Genomic DNA, 19,183 nt, shown 5'->3' on the forward strand with positions numbered 1-19,183 from the left:
TGCTGGAGGTTCAGTGTAGGGGGGGTGTGAATGGGTGAGGCAACCGGGCGGTCGGACTTTGTACGCCATCAGAATGGCCCGCCATCCCGCTGGCGACGTACACGGCTGTCTCCCCCTCAACTTGACGTAGCCGACGAGGAAACGGTTGCTCCGATACCCGTACGGGTGACGTCGTTCGAGGGGATCACCTTAAGGTTGAGCCTCCCCGCGGATCACCGCGAGCACTCCCTCCAGTTCATCGGCTTTCACAAGAACGTCTCGAGCCTTCGAACCTTCACTGGGTCCGACGATGTTCCTCGACTCCATCAAGTCCATGAGGCGTCCGGCCTTGGCGAAGCCCACGCGCAGCTTGCGCTGCAGCATGGAGGTCGAGCCGAACTGCGTCGAGACGACCAGTTCGACGGCCGCGCACAGCAGGTCCAGGTCGTCGCCGATGTCCTCGTCGATCTCCTTCTTCTGCTTGGTGCCCACCGTGACGTCGTCCCGGAAGACGGGCGCCATCTGGTCCTTGCAGTGCTGCACGATCGCGTGGATCTCGTCCTCTATGACGAAAGCGCCCTGCATACGGGTCGGCTTGTTCGCCCCCATGGGGAGGAACAGACCGTCGCCCTTGCCGATGAGCTTCTCCGCACCCGGCTGGTCGAGGATGACCCGGCTGTCGGCGAGCGAGGAGGTGGCGAAGGCGAGCCGCGAGGGCACGTTTGCCTTGATGAGGCCGGTGACGACGTCGACCGACGGACGCTGCGTGGCGAGGACCAGGTGGATACCGGCCGCGCGCGCGAGCTGCGTGATCCGGACGATGGAGTCCTCGACGTCCCTGGGCGCGACCATCATCAGGTCGGCGAGCTCATCGACGATGACCAGCAGATACGGGTACGCCTTCAGCTCCCGCTCGCTGCCCTCGGGCGTGGTGAGCTTGCCGTCCTTGACCGCCTGGTTGAAGTCGTCGATGTGCCGGTAGCCGAAGGCCGCGAGGTCGTCGTAGCGCAGATCCATCTCCCGCACGACCCACTGAAGTGCCTCGGCGGCCTTCTTGGGGTTGGTGATGATCGGCGTGATCAGGTGCGGGATCCCCTCGTACGCGGTCAGCTCCACGCGCTTGGGGTCGACCAGGACCATCCGGACGTCCTCGGGCGTCGCCCGCATCATGATCGAGGTGATCAGGCAGTTGATGCACGACGACTTACCCGAACCGGTGGCACCGGCGACCAGGATGTGCGGCATCTTCGCCATGTTGGCCATCACGTAGCCGCCCTCGACGTCCTTGCCGAGCGCGACCAGCATCGGGTGGTCGTCCTCGGCGGCGTCCGCGAGGCGCAGCACGTCGCCGACGTTGACCATCTCGCGGTCCGTGTTCGGGATCTCGATGCCGACCGCGGACTTGCCGGGGATCGGCGAGATGATCCGGACGTCCGGGGAGGCGACGGCGTACGCGATGTTCTTCGCCAGAGCCGTGATCTTCTCGACCTTCACGGCGGGGCCGAGCTCGATCTCGTAGCGGGTGACCGTGGGGCCGCGCGTGAAGCCCGTGACGCCAGCGTCGACCTTGAACTCGGTGAAGACGGTCTGCAGCGACTCGACGACGGCGTCGTTGGCGGCGCTGCGCGACTTGCCGGGACCACCGCGGGTGAGGAGGTCGAGGGAAGGCAGCGCGTACGTGATGTCGCCGGCGAGCTGGAGCTGCTCGGCGCGCGGCGGCAGGTCCCCCCTCGACTCAGGCGCGGCCTTGGTGAGGTCCGGCACCGCGAGCGACGTGGGAGTCGGCTCAGGCTCCTTCTGAGCGCCTGCCGGGGCCTTCTTGACCCGAGCGCCCGGCACGGGGGCCGAGCTGCCCTCTGCGGGCGCCTCACCGCTGTTCTCACCGCTGCCCTCGCCGGAGACCCCCTGCGTGAGGTCCGCGACGAGCGGCGAAGGCGGCATGCCGTGCAGTACGGCCCCGTCGAGCGCGGCGGCCGCCGCGGCGGCCACGTCGACCGCGTCCATCGGCCGGTCCATCGCGGGCTGCACGGACCGCCGCGGCTTGCGCCGCTTGGCGAAGGCCTCCTCCTCGGCCCGGTCCGGGTCGTACGACTCCGGGGACGGGGCCGAGGGGCGCTTGCGGGAGCGCACGGGCGTGGCCTCGCGCCACTCGTCGTCGTACTCGTCCGCGGCCCCCTCGGCGAAGGCGGCGTCCTCGTGCACGACGCCGAGCTTCACGCCGAGTTGGTGCAGGCGCTGCGGAATGGCGTTGACGGGCGTCGCGGTCACGACGAGCAGCCCGAACACCGTCAGCAGGACGAGCAGCGGGACCGCGAGCACCTGGGTCATCGTGAAGCTCAGCGGCGTCGCGGCGGCCCAGCCGATGAGTCCGCCCGCGTCCCGTATGGCGCGCATGCCGTCCCCGCGCGCGGGTGAGCCGCACGCGATGTGGACCTGTCCCAGCACGCCGATGACGAGCGCGGAGAGGCCGATCACGATCCGCCCGTTGGCCTCGGGCTTCTCGGGGTGCCGGATGAGGCGTACGGCGATGATCCCGAGCAGGATCGGCACCAACAGGTCGAGGCGGCCGAACGCGCCGGTCACCAGCATGTCGACGAGGTCGCCGACGGGGCCCTGCAGATTGGACCAGGTGCCGGCCGCGCAGATCAGCCCGACCCCGAGCAGCAGCAGCGCGAGCCCGTCCTTGCGGTGTGCCGGGTCGAGCCCCTTGGCGCCACGCCCTATGCCGCGGAACATCGCCCCCACGCTGTGCGCGACGCCGAGCCACAGGGCGCGTACGAGCTTGTACAGGCCCCCGGTCGGATTGGGCGCCGCCTTGGGTGCGGGCTTCTTCGCCACGGCCTTCTTGGCGGGGGCCCTCTTGGGCGCCGGCTTCTTGGCCGCGGCCTTCTTGGCGGGGGCTTTCTTGGCAGCTGCCTTCTTCGCCGGAGCCTTGGCCGGCGCCGCCGTCTTCTTCGCGGGCGACTTCTTGGCTGCGGGACGTGAGGCCATGGGTGTGAGGTTACCGGGGGAGCCGACCTTGGACACGTGTGCCCACTGCTTCACCCGATCGTGTCGCGAACTGACGGGGCGAAAACTGACGCGCCCTCAAAGCCGGAGCGGAGCCCCCGAATCCGGGGCGACCGCCTCAGCTCTGGGACGGAAGCCTCAGTTCTGGGACGGAAGTGAGGGCGCTCCGCTGCCCGTCCCGGGCTCCAGGGCGTCAAGCGCCCTGCGCAGTCCGGTGAGTTTGCGCTCCAGGTGTGCCGCCGTGGCCACCGCCGCCGCGTCCGCGGACTCGTCGTCCAACTGCTTCGACAGCGCCTCGGCCTGCTCCTCGACCGCGGCGAGCCGCGCCGACAGCTCGGCGAGCAGCCCCGCGGGCTCCTTGCTGTCGCCGATGGCCTTGCCGCCGCCCTCCAGCTGGAGCCGCAGCAGCGCCGCCTGCTCCCGGAGCTGGCAGTTCTTCATGTACAGCTCGACGAACACCGAGACCTTCGCCCGCAGCACCCAGGGGTCGAACGGCTTGGAGATGTAGTCGACCGCCCCCGCCGCGTAGCCACGGAAGGTGTGATGCGGTCCGTGGTTGATCGCGGTGAGGAAGATGATCGGGATGTCCCGGGTCCGCTCGCGGCGCTTGATGTGCGCAGCGGTTTCGAAACCGTCCATTCCCGGCATCTGAACGTCCAGCAGAATGACCGCGAAATCGTCCGTGAGCAGCGCCTTCAGCGCTTCCTCCCCGGACGATGCCCGTACCAGTGTCTGATCGAGCGCGGAGAGGATGGCCTCCAGCGCCAGCAGATTCTCCGGCCGGTCATCGACCAGGAGGATCTTGGCCTTCTGCACCATGGCCCGCCCTCCTCGCCCCGGCATGGGGCCGCCCCTGTCCGCAGGACTCGGGGAGGCTCCTTTCGCCGCCCCAGGGGACGACTCCCTTGCGTCGTCCGTCCTTGTGCCGGTCATGGTAGCCGCACCCCGCCTGTCGCCACACCCTGTCACCGCGATGTCACCGTGCACGTAGCAGAAACGCGGTGGGAGACCAGAAGGTTCCCCGAATCCCGCGCCTCTACACGAATTCGACCACACTCAGTCAGCAACTCATCCTGAACATTTCGGTTTCCTGTCACTCACCATGCATCCACCGCTCCATCACAGAGAGCAGATGGTCCGGATCGACCGGCTTCGTCACGTAGTCGGATGCGCCCGACTCGATGGCCTTCTCCCGGTCGCCCTTCATCGCCTTCGCGGTGAGCGCGATGATCGGCAGCCCGGCGAACTGCGGCATCCTGCGGATCGCCGTCGTCGTCGCGTAGCCGTCCATCTCCGGCATCATGATGTCCATCAGCACGACTGTCACGTCGTCGTGCTGCTCGAGGACTTCGATGCCCTCGCGCCCGTTCTCCGCGTACAGGACCGAGAGGCCCTGCTGCTCCAGGACGCTGGTGAGCGCGAACACGTTGCGGATGTCGTCGTCGACGATGAGCACCTTCTCGCCGCCGAACAACAGCCCGTGCCGGGGCGTGGGGGCGCTCTTCTCGGCCGAGCCGCTCCCGCCCGTCATGCTGCCCATGCCGCCGTCCCAGTGCTCCTCAGCGCGCTCCTGAGCGGGCAGCGGCTGGCCCTGCAGCGGCGTCCGCTCGGGCTGCGCCGGGGTCGACCTGCGGCGGCGCCGGAACAACGCCGCGGGCCCGTTCTGCGTGTCCTGGTAGGACCTCACCTCGGCCGGGGTCTCCACCTCCGCGGGCTCGGGCTCGGGCGCCGCGTCGAGGGCGAGCCGCTCCCCCGGTTCGATGGTCGGCGCAAGCTGCGCGTACCCCTGGGGCGGCAGTTCGCTCGGGTGCATCGGCAGGTACAGCGTGAAGGTCGAGCCGCGGCCGGGCTCGCTCTGCGCGTGGATCTCGCCGCCCAGGAGGCGGGCGATCTCGCGGCTGATGGACAGGCCGAGGCCCGTACCGCCGTACTTACGGCTCGTCGTGCCGTCCGCCTGCTTGAACGCCTCGAAGATGACGCGCATCTTGCTGGCCGCGATGCCGATGCCGGTGTCGGTCACCGAGAAGGCGATCACATCACCGTCGACCTCGGTCAACGAGCCCGCTTCCAGGAGCTGTTCGCGGATCGCGTTCGGCACGTCGGCGCCGGCCGGCCTGATGACGAGTTCGACGGCACCGGAGTCGGTGAACTTCACCGCGTTCGACAGCAGGTTGCGCAGCACCTGGAGGAGGCGCTGTTCGTCGGTGTGCAACGTAGTGGGCAGTTCCGGCGACACCCTTACGGAGAAGTCGAGTTGCTTCTCCGCGGTCAGCGGCCGGAACGTGGCCTCTACGTAGTCGACGAGTTGCACCAGGGCGATGCGCGTCGGCGAGACGTCCATCTTGCCCGCCTCGACCTTCGACAGGTCCAGGATGTCGTTGATCAGCTGGAGCAGGTCGGAGCCCGCTCCGTGGATCGTCTCGGCGAACTCGACCTGCTTCGGGGTGAGGTTCGCGTCGGCGTTGTCGGCCAGCAACTTGGCAAGGATGAGCAGCGAGTTGAGCGGCGTACGCAGCTCGTGCGACATGTTGGCGAGGAACTCGCTCTTGTAGCGCATCGAGACGGCGAGCTGTTCGGCGCGCTCCTCCAGGACCTGCCGCGCGTCCTCGATCTCGGTGTTCTTCACCTCGATGTCACGGTTCTGCTGGGCGAGCAGTTCGGCCTTCTCCTCCAGCTCAGCGTTGGACGCCTGGAGGGCCTTCTGCCGGTTCTCCAACTCGGCGGAACGCTCACGCAGCTGCTCGGTCAACTCCTGCGACTGCCGCAGCAGGACCTCCGTCTTCGTGTTGACGGAGATCGTGTTGACGCTCGTCGCGATCATCTCGGCGATCTGCCCGAGGAAGTCCTTCTGGATCTGTGTGAACGGCGTGAACGACGCCAGCTCGATCACACCGAGCACCGTGTCCTCGAACAGCACGGGGATCACGATGACCTGCGCCGGAGGCGCCTCACCGAGCCCGGAGGCGATCTTCAGGTAGCCGCTGGGCGCGTTGTCCACAAGGATCGTGCGCCGCTCCTGCGCGGCCGTCCCGATGAGCGTCTCGCCGGGCCTGAAGGCCGTCGGCATGGAGCCCATGGAGTAGCCGTAGCTCCCGCACATGCGCAGCTCGTACGCGTCCTCATCAGCGACCGCCGCGTCGGCGCTGTCGTCCAGCGGCAGCGCCAGGAAGAACGCGCCGTGCTGCGCTGACACCACCGGTGTCAGCTCGCTCATGATGAGCCCCGCCACGTCGTCGAGGTCGCGGCGGCCCTGCATCAGACCCGAGATACGGGCCAGGTTGCCCTTGAGCCAGTCCTGTTCCTCGTTGGCGATCGTGGTGTCGCGCAGGTTCGAGATCATCTTGTTGATGTTGTCCTGGAGGACCTGGATCTCGCCCGCGGCATCGACGTCGATCTTGAGGTTGAGATCGCCGCGGGTCACCGCGGTGGCGACGGCCGCGATGGCGCGCACCTGACGCGTCAGGTTCCCGGCCATCTCGTTCACGGACTCGGTGAGGTCGCGCCAGGTGCCGTCGACGTCACGCACGCGTGCCTGGCCGCCCAGCTGCCCCTCGGTGCCCACTTCGCGGGCCACCCGGGTCACCTGCTCGGCGAACGACGACAGCTGGTCGACCATCGTGTTGATCGTGGTCTTCAGCTCGAGGATCTCGCCGCGCGCGTCGATGTCGATCTTCTTGGTCAGGTCGCCCTTGGCGATGGCGGTCGTGACCATCGCGATGTTGCGCACCTGTCCGGTCAGGTTCGAGGCCATTCCGTTCACGGATTCGGTCAGGTCCTTCCACGTACCGGAGACTCCGGGTACGCGGGCCTGGCCGCCGAGGATGCCGTCCGTGCCCACCTCGCGGGCCACCTTGGTGACCTGGTCGGCGAACGAACTCAGGGTCCGCACCATCGTGTTGAACGTGTCGGCGAGCTGCGCGACCTCACCGCGCGCCTCGATGGTGACCTGACGGGTCAGGTCACCGTTGGCCACCGCGTTGGCGACCTGGGAGATGTTGCGCACCTGCATGGTCAGGTTGTTGGCCATCAGGTTGACGTTGTCGCTCAGGTCCTTCCAGATGCCGGTGATGCCCGGCACCCGGGCCTGTCCGCCCAGCTGCCCCTCGGTGCCCACCTCACGGGCCACCCGGGTCACCTGCTCCGCGAAGGCCGAGAGCTGGTCGACCATCGTGTTGACCGTGGTGACGAGTTCGAGGATCTCGCCCTTGGCGTCGACGGTGATCTTCTTGGAGAGGTCGCCTCGCGCCACTGCAGTTGTGACCTCGGCGATGTTCCGCACCTGGAGCGTCAGGTTGTTGGCCATGCCGTTCACGGACTGCGTCAGGTCCTTCCACGTACCCGACACGCCCTGCACCTCGGCCTGTCCGCCGAGGATGCCGTCCGTACCCACCTCGCGGGCCACCCGCGTCACCTGCTCGGCGAAGGCGGAGAGCTGGTCCACCATCGTGTTGAGGGTGTTCTTCAGCTCCAGGATCTCGCCGCGCGCGTCCACGTCGATCTTCTGCGACAGGTCACCCCGCGCCACCGCCGTGGCCACCTGGGCGATGTTGCGCACCTGGGCCGTGAGGTTGCCGGCCATGCCGTTCACGGAATCCGTCAGATCGCGCCACACGCCCGCGACGCCGGGCACCTGCGCCTGACCGCCCAGGCGACCTTCCGTGCCCACCTCGCGGGCCACCCTGGTCACCTGGTCCGCGAAGGCGGAGAGCTGGTCGACCATCGTGTTGATGGTGTTCTTCAGCTCCAGGATCTCGCCGCGCGCGTCCACGTCGATCTTCTGCGACAGGTCACCCCGCGCCACCGCCGTCGTGACCTGCGCGATCTGCCGCACCTGTGAAGTCAGGTTCCCGGCCATGAAGTTGACGGAGTCGGTCAGTTCCTTCCACGTGCCGCTCACGCCGTCCACGCGGGCCTGACCGCCGAGGCGGCCCTCCGTGCCCACGTCACGCGCCATCCGCGTCACCTGGTCGGCGAAGCTCGACAGCTGGTCCACCATCGTGTTCACGGTGTTCTTCAGCTGGAGCATCTCGCCGGAGACGTCGACGGTGACCTTTTGCGACAGATCACCGTTCGCCACCGCCGTCGTCACCTGGGCGATGTTGCGCACCTGTCCGGTGAGGTTCCGGAACGCCGTGTTGACGGAGTCGGTCAGGTCCTTCCACGTACCGGCCGCGCCCGGCACGAGGGCTTGACCGCCGAGCTCACCCTCGACACCGATCTCCCGGGCCACACGCGTGACTTCGGAACCGAAGGCGGACAGCTGGTCCACCATCGTGTTCACGGTGTTCTTCAGCTCGAGCATCTCGCCCGCGACGTCGACGGTGACCTTCTGCGACAGATCACCGTTCGCCACCGCCGTCGTGACAGTCGCGATGTCCCGCACCTGAGTTGTGAGGTTCCGGAAAACCGTGTTCACCGAATCGGTGAGGTCCTTCCACGTGCCGGCGGCTCCCGGCACGTTGGCCTGACCACCGAGCTGACCCTCGGCGCCGACCTCGTTCGCCACACGCGTGACCTCGTCCGCGAAGGTACGCAGGGTCTCCGTCATCTGGTTGATGGTCTCGGCCAGCTGGGCGACCTCGCCGCGCGCCGACACCGTGACCTTCTGCGAGAGATCCCCGTTGGCCACGGCCGTGGTGACCTGCGCGATCCCTCGCACCTGCGCGGTCAGGTTGCCGGCCATGAGGTTCACCGAATCGGTGAGGTCCTTCCACACTCCGGCCACACCGGGCACCTGCGCCTGGCCGCCGAGCTCACCCTCCGTGCCCACTTCCCGGGCCACACGCGTGACCTCGGACGAGAACGACGACAGCTGGTCCACCATCGTGTTCACGGTGTTCTTCAGCTCGAGCATCTCGCCCGCGACGTGAACCGTGACCTTCCGGGACAAGTCGCCCTTGGCCACGGCAGTGGTGACGAGAGCAATGTCACGCACCTGTGCGGTCAGCCGGTACGCCATCGTGTTGACGGAATCCGTGAGATCCTTCCACGAACCGGACATTCCACGTACGCGTGCCTGCCCACCGAGCTTGCCCTCGGTACCCACCTCGCTGGCCACGCGCGTGACCTCGTCGGTGAACGTGGAGAGCTGGTCGACCAGATTGTTGACGGTCCGCCCGACCTTCAGGAACTCGCCGCGCAGCGGATGCCCGTTCCCCTCCGGCTTCCCTTCCGGCACCTGGGCCCGCAGCTCCATCCGCGGCGACAGGTCACCGTCCGCGACCGCCGAGAGCACCCTCCCGACCTCTGAGACGGGCCGTACGAGGTCGTCCACGAGCGCGTTGGACGCATTGATCGCGGTGGCCCAGGAGCCCTCACAGGCGCCCGTCTCGAGCCGCTCGGTGAGCTTGCCCTCACGTCCGACCATGCGGCGCACGCGCGACATCTCACCCGTCAGGTGCAGATTTCGGTCGGCCACCTCGTTGAAGACGGCAGCGATCTCCGACATCACGCCGTCGCCGCTGACGGTCAGGCGCTTGCGGAAATTGCCGTCTCTCATCGCGACAAGACCTGCGAGCAGCCTGTTCAGCGCCGCCGTATCCACGGTCGTCGTGCCGCCGCCACCGCGCGTTTTGCGCTGTTTCGCCAGGGACTGTCCGTCTTCTGCGCGCGTCTTCTTGCTCCGCGTCGCTGCGCCAGACTCCACTGTGTCCCTCCCGCAGGGGTCGACCTGTACTGCTCGGGTAGCTCGGGTTTCTTCGGATTCGCTTCTACCGCCGCATCAGCACTTCAATGCGTTCTTCTATGGAAGCTTGCCCAGTGTTTCACCATGGCTGAACCAGGCCATAACAGTTCGGCAGCTTCGCACACCGTCCGCACACCCTCCGGGCGGAAACACAGACGACCGGCATCCGCATGGACGGCGAAGGTAAGTAACCTTGCATGCGGCTGTCCACCCACCCCGGTCTGCCCGGCCTGGGCGGTGGCGGAAAACGAGCGGGCATCGGAGGGGCGGCCGAGACATGGGTACGGGAGACCTGGGCCTCGACACTCGGACATCGAGTACAACTCGTACAGGGAGTTCTGTGATCACCGCGCGCGCGGCTGCCACTTTCGAGCCGGTCGGACGCTCCGTCGCGACCGCCCGCTCCTTCGTACGCGACACCCTCCAAGGGTGGGGCCATGCGGACATCATCGACGACGCCGTCGTTCTGACCAGCGAACTCGTGACAAATGCCGTGGTTCACGCGGGCACATCCGCGGAGGTTCTGTGTTTGCGAAGTGAGGACCACGTCCGCATCGAGGTCTCCGACCGCTATCCGGAGCGCGAGATTCCGCTGCAGTCGTCGGCCATGAACATGGGCAGCCCGGACCGCGAGGGCGGCCGCGGCCTCCAGCTCTGCGCCGCGCTCGCCGGCCGCTGGGGCGTCGACTATTCGGCCACGCACAAGCGGGTCTGGTTCCAACTCGACCTGCCCGAGCGCTCGGTGGGCACCCGCGCCGCGGGCCCCAACCTCCCCATCGACCTCCTCCCGCTCGCGGACGAGCGGGTCCGCGTGGCCGTCGTCCAGATCGACCGGGTCGGCGCGATCACCGGGTGGAACGAGGACGCGGAGGAACTTTTCGGGTACGCGGCCGAGCAGGTCACCGGCAAGCCCCTCACCGACTTCGCCGCCTGGCCGCACACGCCCGGCACCAGCACGGGCATCGTCGACGCACTCCAACTCTCGCGTTGGGAGGGCAGTTACGGCATCCGCACCGCCAACGGCCGCGTGACGCCCGTGTACGCCTCGCACCTGCGCGTCCGCGACACCGACGGCGAGCCGTCGACCGTGTGCCTCCTGGTACGCGATCACGAGCGGGCCATCCTCCAGACGCCGCTGCGCCTCCCCTCGCCCGATCCCGCGGCGCACTCCGACAGCCAGGGCTCCGACCCGTTCGAGGTCTTCATCGGCTCGCCGGCCCCCGACGACCTGGACGGGCTGCTCCAGCGCACCGTCGAGCGCGCCCGCGACATGCTCGACGGCGACTCCGCGTTCCTGCTGCTCGCCACGGACGACGAGACGGAGCTGGAGGTCCGCGCCTCCACCGGCCTGCCGTCCGCCCGGCAGCGCTTCGCGCGCGTGCCCGTCGAAGTCGGCCCCAACCGCTACGGCTCGGCCCGCATGCCCGCCGTGCACGAGGACCTGACCCAAGTCCCCGGCGCGGTCCCGCTCTTGAACGGCACGGGCATGCGCTCGGTCGTCACCGTCCCCCTCAAGGTCGAGGGCCGTCTCACGGGCTCCCTGGGAGTCGCGGCGGAGGCCCCTGACCGCTACTCGAACGAAGAGGCGCTACGCCTGCAGTTCGCCGCCGACCGCATCGCGCTGGCCGTCGAGTCGGCCCGCCTCGGCGAACTCGAGAAGCTCCGCCGTGGCTCGCTGAGCTTCCTCGTCGAAGCCTCCGACCTCCTGGCGGGCACGCTCGACAGGGACCAAACCCTGGCGCTCATGGCCCAGATGACGGTGCCGACCCTCGCCACCTGGTGCGCGGTCTACACGATCGCCGACCAGGCCTCGGAGCCGTATCTCTCCTACGTGCTGCACGAGGACGAGGAGCGGATCGACGGTCTGAAGGCGCTCCTCTCGAAGATCGCTCCACCGGACCCGGTCCCGACCCCGGGCGCCCGCGTCTGGGCGGCCCCCGCGGAAGCCGCCCATCAGGCGGCCCTTCGTACGTCCATGAGAAGCCTGGGACTTGGCGAACCGGCGAGCGTCAGCTCCGGCATCGGCACGACGCTCCAGACGGCCTCAGCGGTCGGCGGCGAGACCGTCGTGCTCCCCCTGGTGGCCCGTAACCGCGTCATCGGCATGCTGACCCTCGGCAAGCCGACGGACGAACACTTCCGCCAGGAAATCCTGGAGCTGGCCGAGGACTTGAGCCGCAGGGCGGCCCTCGCCCTCGACAACGCGCGCCTCTACTCGGAGCGCATGGCGATCAGCCAGTCCCTCCAGCGCAGCCTCCTGCCCCCGGAGCTCCCCGACGTCCCCGGCGTCGAGGTGGAGGTCATCTACCGCGCGGCCGGCGAGGGCAACGAGGTGGGTGGCGACTTCTACGACCTGTTCCCCATCCGGGACGGCGCGTACGGCTTCGCCATCGGCGACGTCTGCGGCACAGGCCCGGAGGCCGCGGCCGTCACCGGCCTCGCCCGCCACGCGCTGCGCCTGCTCGCCCGCGAGGGTTTCGGCGGCCCCGCGGTCCTGGAGCGCCTGAACGCCGCGATCCTCGACGAGGGCGCCCGCAGCCGCTTCCTGACCCTGCTCTACGGGGAGTTGTGGCCGCAGGAGGACGGCTCGGCGATCCTGAAGATGGTCTGCGCCGGCCACCCGCTCCCCCTCCGCCTGCGCCAGGACGGCTCCGTCGCCCCGTACGCGGAGCCCCAGCCGCTGCTCGGCGTCATGGACGACCTGGAGCTGTACGAGCAGACGCTGACGCTCGACCCGGGCGATGTCCTGCTCTGCGTCACGGACGGCATCACCGAGCGCCGCGAAGGCAGCCGCATGCTCGGCGACGACGGCCTGGCGGACGTCCTCTCCACCTGTACGGGCCTCACGGCAGGGGCTGTTGCCGCCCGCATCATGCGCGCGGTGGAGCGCTTCGCCGCGGACGCCCCGTCGGACGACATGGCGATCCTCGCGATGCGCGTGCCGGGCCTCCAGCACGACTGAGCCCGCCGGAGCGGAGGCGGGGGCGGGGGCAACAAAAAAGGCCTCCGCCCATTGGGCGGAGGCCTTAATTCAACGAGCCCCCAAGCGGAATCGAACCGCTGACCTTCTCCTTACCATGGAGACGCTCTACCGACTGAGCTATAGGGGCCTGTCGCTTTCGCGGTTTCCCGCTCGGCAACGACATAAAGCATACCTGATGTTGAGGCCCCTCCGAACCACTGACCAGGGCGGCTCTAGAAGGCCGGCTGCAGCAATCCGCCCAATGCGTTGCAGGCATGCACGACCCGCTGCAACTGCCGCCTCGACATTGTCGCTTCGACCGGCAGGGCAAGCGTCTCGTCGGCGGCCCGCTCGGTTTCCGGAAGCGCGATGTCGAACCGGAAACCCGGCAGCCGGTGCACCGGAGTCTTCACCGGCACCCGGCACTCGACACCCTTGCCGCGCAATACCCGGGCGAATGCATCCCGATCCGGCCGCCCATTACCCGGCACCCGCACGACGTACTGCTGATACGTGTGCCCGTCCTGCCCGACGGGGGTCCGTACTCCGGTGAGCCGCGCGCTCAAATAGGCGGCGTGCACACGGCGTTGAGCCACCTCGTCGTACGACTTCTCGGACTCCCCCGGCTCCTCCAGCACGAGCAGGCCGTGCCGCCGCCCCAGCTCCCGCAGCCGGGCGAGATCCGCGCGGTGCCCGAAGCGGTGCACGGCGACGACCGCCGCGGTGCGTCCACTGACGCCGGCGGCCACGTGGGAGGGATCGATGCAGTACGTCTCCGGGTCGATGTCGGCGAAGACCGGCACGGCCCCCGCCCGCACGACGTCCTCGGCCACCTCGGCGTTCCCGAAGGCCGGCACGATGACCTCGTCTCCGGTACCGACGCCTGCGGCTCGCAGCATTTCAACTGTGCCCATGTCTGGGATCGTGTCCAGGCGACGTGAACGACGGGTGAAGCGCAACAAAAAAGAGCTGGTCCCTGAACCAAAAGGTTCAGGGACCAGCTCTTCTATAAAATTAGTTCGGCGGCGTCCTACTCTCCCACAGGGTCCCCCCTGCAGTACCATCGGCGCTGTGAGGCTTAGCTTCCGGGTTCGGAATGTAACCGGGCGTTTCCCTCACGCTATGACCACCGAAACACTATGAAACTGTCAACCGCACCGTAGTCGTGGCCCGACATACGGGGTTGTTCGTGGTTTCAGAACCAACACAGTGGACGCGAGCAACTGAGGACAAGCCCTCGGCCTATTAGTACCGGTCACCTCCACACCTTACGGTGCTTCCAGATCCGGCCTATCAACCCAGTCGTCTACTGGGAGCCTTAACCCCTCAAAGGGGGTGGGAATACTCATCTCGAAGCAGGCTTCCCGCTTAGATGCTTTCAGCGGTTATCCTTTCCGAACGTAGCCAACCAGCCATGCCCTTGGCAGGACAACTGGCACACCAGAGGTTCGTCCGTCCCGGTCCTCTCGTACTAGGGACAGCCCTTCTCAATATTCCTACGCGCACAGAGGATAGGGACCGAACTGTCTCACGACGTTCTAAACCCAGCTCGCGTACCGCTTTAATGGGCGAACAGCCCAACCCTTGGGACCGACTCCAGCCCCAGGATGCGACGAGCCGACATCGAGGTGCCAAACCATCCCGTCGATATGGACTCTTGGGGAAGATCAGCCTGTTATCCCCGGGGTACCTTTTATCCGTTGAGCGACGGCGCTTCCACAAGCCACCGCCGGATCACTAGTCCCGACTTTCGTCCCTGCTCGACCCGTCGGTCTCACAGTCAAGCTCCCTTGTGCACTTACACTCAACACCTGATTACCAACCAGGCTGAGGGAACCTTTGGGCGCCTCCGTTACTCTTTGGGAGGCAACCGCCCCAGTTAAACTACCCATCAGACACTGTCCCTGATCCGGATCACGGACCCAGGTTAGACATCCAGCACGACCAGAGTGGTATTTCAACGACGACTCCCCCTGAACTGGCGTCCAGGGTTCACAGTCTCCCACCTATCCTACACAAGCCGAACCGAACACCAATATCAAACTATAGTAAAGGTCCCGGGGTCTTTCCGTCCTTCTGCGCGAAACGAGCATCTTTACTCGTAGTGCAATTTCACCGGGCCTATGGTTGAGACAGTCGAGAAGTCGTTACGCCATTCGTGCAGGTCGGAACTTACCCGACAAGGAATTTCGCTACCTTAGGATGGTTATAGTTACCACCGCCGTTTACTGGCGCTTAAGTTCTCAGCTTCGCCACACCGAAATGTGACTAACCGGTCCCCTTAACGTTCCAGCACCGGGCAGGCGTCAGTCCGTATACATCGCCTTACGGCTTCGCACGGACCTGTGTTTTTAGTAAACAGTCGCTTCTCGCTGGTCTCTGCGGCCACCCCCAGCTCAGAGTGCAAGACTCATCACCAGGAATGGCCCCCCTTCTCCCGAAGTTACGGGGGCATTTTGCCGAGTTCCTTAACCATAGTTCACCCGAACGCCTCGGTATTCTCTACCTGACCACCTGAGTCGGTTTAGGGTACGGGCCGCCATGAAACTCGCTAGAGGCTTTTCTCGACAGCATAGGATCATCCACTTCACCACAATCGGCTCGGCATCAGGTCTCAGCCTCGTGTGCGACGGATTTACCTACCGCACGGCCTACACCCTTACCCCGGGACAACCATCGCCCGGGCTGGACTACCTTCCTGCGTCACCCCATCGCTCACCTACTACCAGCTTGGACCGGCGGCTCCACCACTTTCCATTCCCCGAAGGGTCCGGAACGGCTTCACGGCCTTAGCATCACTGGATTCGATGTCTTTCGCGTCACAGCGGGTACCGGAATATCAACCGGTTATCCATCGACTACGCCTGTCGGCCTCGCCTTAGGTCCCGACTTACCCTGGGCAGATCAGCTTGACCCAGGAACCCTTAGTCAATCGGCGCACACGTTTCTCACGTGTGTATCGCTACTCATGCCTGCATTCTCACTCGTGAACCGTCCACAACTACCTTCCGGTGCTGCTTCACCCGGCACACGACGCTCCCCTACCCATCCACACACCCGTTGGGGCTGTTGTATGAATGACACGACTTCGGCGGTACGCTTGAGCCCCGCTACATTGTCGGCGCGGAATCACTTGACCAGTGAGCTATTACGCACTCTTTCAAGGGTGGCTGCTTCTAAGCCAACCTCCTGGTTGTCTCTGCGACTCCACATCCTTTCCCACTTAGCGTACGCTTAGGGGCCTTAGTCGATGCTCTGGGCTGTTTCCCTCTCGACCATGGAGCTTATCCCCCACAGTCTCACTGCCGTGCTCTCACTTACCGGCATTCGGAGTTTGGCTAAGGTCAGTAACCCGGTAGGGCCCATCGCCTATCCAGTGCTCTACCTCCGGCAAGAAACACACGACGCTGCACCTAAATGCATTTCGGGGAGAACCAGCTATCACGGAGTTTGATTGGCCTTTCACCCCTAACCACAGGTCATCCCCCAGGTTTTCAACCCTGGTGGGTTCGGTCCTCCACGAAGTCTTACCTCCGCTTCAACCTGCCCATGGCTAGATCACTCCGCTTCGGGTCTTGAGCGCGCTACTGAATCGCCCTATTCGGACTCGCTTTCGCTACGGCTTCCCCACACGGGTTAACCTCGCAACACACCGCAAACTCGCAGGCTCATTCTTCAAAAGGCACGCAGTCACGACGCATTGAGTAAACTCAATGCGCGACGCTCCCACGGCTTGTAGGCACACGGTTTCAGGTACTATTTCACTCCGCTCCCGCGGTACTTTTCACCATTCCCTCACGGTACTATCCGCTATCGGTCACCAGGGAATATTTAGGCTTAACGGGTGGTCCCGCCAGATTCACACAGGATTTCTCGGGCCCCGTGCTACTTGGGTGTCTCTCAAACGAGCCGCTAATGTTTCGACTACGGGGGTCTTACCCTCTACGCCGGACCTTTCGCATGTCCTTCGCCTACATCAACGGTTTCTTACTCGTCCTGTCGCCGGCAGACGACAGAAGAGAGATCCCACAACCCCGTACACGCAACCCCTGCCGGGTCTCACACGTATACGGTTTGGCCTCATCCAGTTTCGCTCGCCACTACTCCCGGAATCACGGTTGTTTTCTCTTCCTGCGGGTACTGAGATGTTTCACTTCCCCGCGTTCCCTCCACACTGCCTATATATTCAGCAGCGGGTGACAGCCCATGACGACTGCCGGGTTTCCCCATTCGGAAACCCCCGGATCAAAGCCTGGTTGACGACTCCCCGGGGACTATCGTGGCCTCCCACGTCCTTCATCGGTTCCTGGTACCAAGGCATCCACCGTGCGCCCTTAAAAACTTGGCCACAGATGCTCGCGTCCACTGTGCAGTTCTCAAACAACGACCAACCACCCGTCACACACCAAGAACCTTGGCGCTTCACCGGGGCCGGCATTGAGGTCGGGATCAAATCCGTACCCTCAGATACCCAACAGCGTGCCCGGCCCGACCAGTTCACTCACACGTTCCACGCCGAAGCAGTACTAGTGAAGCCAACCAATCGTGCCGAATAATCAACGTTCCACCCATGAGCAACCAGCATCAGACGTTCGCTGATGAACTGGCCTCTGACCTCGTCCCGAAGGACTCGGTAAGAAGTGCTCCTTAGAAAGGAGGTGATCCAGCCGCACCTTCCGGTACGGCTACCTTGTTACGACTTCGTCCCAATCGCCAGTCCCACCTTCGACAGCTCCCTCCCACAAGGGGTTGGGCCACCGGCTTCGGGTGTTACCGACTTTCGTGACGTGACGGGCGGTGTGTACAAGGCCCGGGAACGTATTCACCGCAGCAATGCTGATCTGCGATTACTAGCAACTCCAACTTCATGGGGTCGAGTTGCAGACCCCAATCCGAACTGAGACCGACTTTTTGAGATTCGCTCCACCTTGCGGTATCGCAGCTCATTGTATCGGCCATTGTAGCACGTGTGCAGCCCAAGACATAAGGGGCATGATGACTTGACGTCGTCCCCACCTTCCTCCGAGTTGACCCCGGCGGTCTCCTGTGAGTCCCCATCACCCCGAAGGGCATGCTGGCAACACAGAACAAGGGTTGCGCTCGTTGCGGGACTTAACCCAACATCTCACGACACGAGCTGACGACAGCCATGCACCACCTGTACACCGACCACAAGGGGGCGCCCATCTCTGGACGTTTCCGGTGTATGTCAAGCCTTGGTAAGGTTCTTCGCGTTGCGTCGAATTAAGCCACATGCTCCGCTGCTTGTGCGGGCCCCCGTCAATTCCTTTGAGTTTTAGCCTTGCGGCCGTACTCCCCAGGCGGGGCACTTAATGCGTTAGCTGCGGCGCGGACAACGTGGAATGTTGCCCACACCTAGTGCCCACCGTTTACGGCGTGGACTACCAGGGTATCTAATCCTGTTCGCTCCCCACGCTTTCGCTCCTCAGCGTCAGTAATGGCCCAGAGATCCGCCTTCGCCACCGGTGTTCCTCCTGATATCTGCGCATTTCACCGCTACACCAGGAATTCCGATCTCCCCTACCACACTCTAGCTAGCCCGTATCGACTGCAGACTCGGGGTTAAGCCCCGAGCTTTCACAATCGACGTGACAAGCCGCCTACGAGCTCTTTACGCCCAATAATTCCGGACAACGCTTGCGCCCTACGTATTACCGCGGCTGCTGGCACGTAGTTAGCCGGCGCTTCTTCTGCAGGTACCGTCACTTTCGCTTCTTCCCTGCTGAAAGAGGTTTACAACCCGAAGGCCGTCATCCCTCACGCGGCGTCGCTGCATCAGGCTTTCGCCCATTGTGCAATATTCCCCACTGCTGCCTCCCGTAGGAGTCTGGGCCGTGTCTCAGTCCCAGTGTGGCCGGTCGCCCTCTCAGGCCGGCTACCCGTCGTCGCCTTGGTGAGCCATTACCTCACCAACAAGCTGATAGGCCGCGGGCTCATCCTTCACCGCCGGAGCTTTTAACCCCCATCCAGGAGGACAGGAGTGTTATCCGGTATTAGACCTCGTTTCCAAGGCTTGTCCCAGAGTGAAGGGCAGATTGCCCACGTGTTACTCACCCGTTCGCCACTAATCCACCCCGAAGGGCTTCATCGTTCGACTTGCATGTGTTAAGCACGCCGCCAGCGTTCGTCCTGAGCCAGGATCAAACTCTCCGTGAATGTTTCCCCGTGATCGGGGCGACACACACGAGAGCGGAACAGTCGGAGGAATAATCCGACCGTTCACAGCGTCCTCGCTGTGTTTTTTACAAAGGAACCTCATCCCCAGCAGACGCTGGAGACGGGGTATCAACATATCTGGCGTTGATTTTTGGCACGCTGTTGAGTTCTCAAGGAACGGACGCTTCCTTCGTACTCACCCTCTCGGGCTTTCCTCCGGGCGCTTCCCTTCGGTATTTCGTGTTTCCAACTCTACCAGATCCGTTTTCCGTTCCGTTTCCGGTGCGGATTTCATTTCCGGTGGCCGTTGGAGGGCCTTTGCCTTTCGGCGGTGCCGACTTTATCAGAGATTCTGAGTCGGAATTTCCCGC

The 19,183-nt window shown here is 65.1% G+C and carries 5 protein-coding genes, 1 tRNA gene and 3 rRNA genes; 1 reads left to right on the plus strand and 8 read right to left on the minus strand.

What is annotated here, in order from left to right; all coding sequences use genetic code 11:
- Window positions 1–189 precede the first annotated feature (189 nt).
- From ACP4E5_RS14615 to ACP4E5_RS14625, 3 genes are all read right to left on the minus strand, one after another.
- The gene (locus tag ACP4E5_RS14615) at window positions 190–2,970 is read right to left on the minus strand and encodes a DNA translocase FtsK (RefSeq protein ID WP_425828744.1); all 2,781 of its coding nucleotides are present in this window, start codon (window positions 2,968–2,970) and stop codon (window positions 190–192) included.
- Between the two features lie 156 nt (window positions 2,971–3,126).
- On the minus strand, window positions 3,127–3,807 hold the full coding sequence (locus tag ACP4E5_RS14620) for a response regulator (RefSeq protein ID WP_356378009.1): 681 nt from the start codon (window positions 3,805–3,807) through the stop codon (window positions 3,127–3,129).
- A 274-nt stretch (window positions 3,808–4,081) separates the two neighbouring features.
- Window positions 4,082–9,634: a HAMP domain-containing protein gene (locus tag ACP4E5_RS14625; protein ID WP_425828746.1), complete on the minus strand. Its 5,553-nt coding sequence runs from the start codon at window positions 9,632–9,634 to the stop codon at window positions 4,082–4,084.
- A 379-nt stretch (window positions 9,635–10,013) separates the two neighbouring features.
- On the opposite strand from ACP4E5_RS14625, the gene ACP4E5_RS14630 reads away from it, so the two are divergent.
- On the plus strand, window positions 10,014–12,635 hold the full coding sequence (locus tag ACP4E5_RS14630) for a SpoIIE family protein phosphatase (RefSeq protein ID WP_425828748.1): 2,622 nt from the start codon (window positions 10,014–10,016) through the stop codon (window positions 12,633–12,635).
- Window positions 12,636–12,710: 75 nt separating this feature from the next.
- On the opposite strand, the gene ACP4E5_RS14635 is transcribed toward ACP4E5_RS14630, so the two are convergent.
- The 5 genes from ACP4E5_RS14635 to ACP4E5_RS14655 form a co-directional block, all read right to left on the minus strand.
- Window positions 12,711–12,783: transfer RNA gene (locus ACP4E5_RS14635), tRNA-Thr, on the minus strand.
- Window positions 12,784–12,868: 85 nt separating this feature from the next.
- A complete protein-coding gene (locus tag ACP4E5_RS14640; protein ID WP_425841342.1) occupies window positions 12,869–13,534 on the minus strand; it encodes a DegT/DnrJ/EryC1/StrS family aminotransferase in 666 nt (221 codons plus the stop codon).
- 118 nt (window positions 13,535–13,652) lie between these two features.
- Window positions 13,653–13,769, minus strand: a 5S ribosomal RNA gene (gene rrf / locus ACP4E5_RS14645).
- A 91-nt stretch (window positions 13,770–13,860) separates the two neighbouring features.
- Window positions 13,861–16,983 (minus strand): 23S ribosomal RNA (locus tag ACP4E5_RS14650).
- A 303-nt stretch (window positions 16,984–17,286) separates the two neighbouring features.
- Window positions 17,287–18,812 (minus strand): 16S ribosomal RNA (locus ACP4E5_RS14655).
- The 16S, 23S and 5S rRNA genes sit together here, the layout of an rRNA operon.
- Between the last annotated feature and the right edge of the window lie 371 nt (window positions 18,813–19,183).

The sequence above is a fragment of the Streptomyces fractus genome, assembly GCF_049844455.1.
GTDB lineage: Bacteria > Actinomycetota > Actinomycetes > Streptomycetales > Streptomycetaceae > Streptomyces > Streptomyces fractus.

Coding starts and splice junctions, on each gene's coding strand:
- ACP4E5_RS14640 (WP_425841342.1), bottom strand. CDS start 13,534: ATGCTGCGAGCCGCAGGCGTCGGTACCGGAGACGAGGTCATCGTGCCG.
- ACP4E5_RS14620 (WP_356378009.1), bottom strand. CDS start 3,807: ATGGTGCAGAAGGCCAAGATCCTCCTGGTCGATGACCGGCCGGAGAAT.
- ACP4E5_RS14615 (WP_425828744.1), bottom strand. CDS start 2,970: ATGGCCTCACGTCCCGCAGCCAAGAAGTCGCCCGCGAAGAAGACGGCG.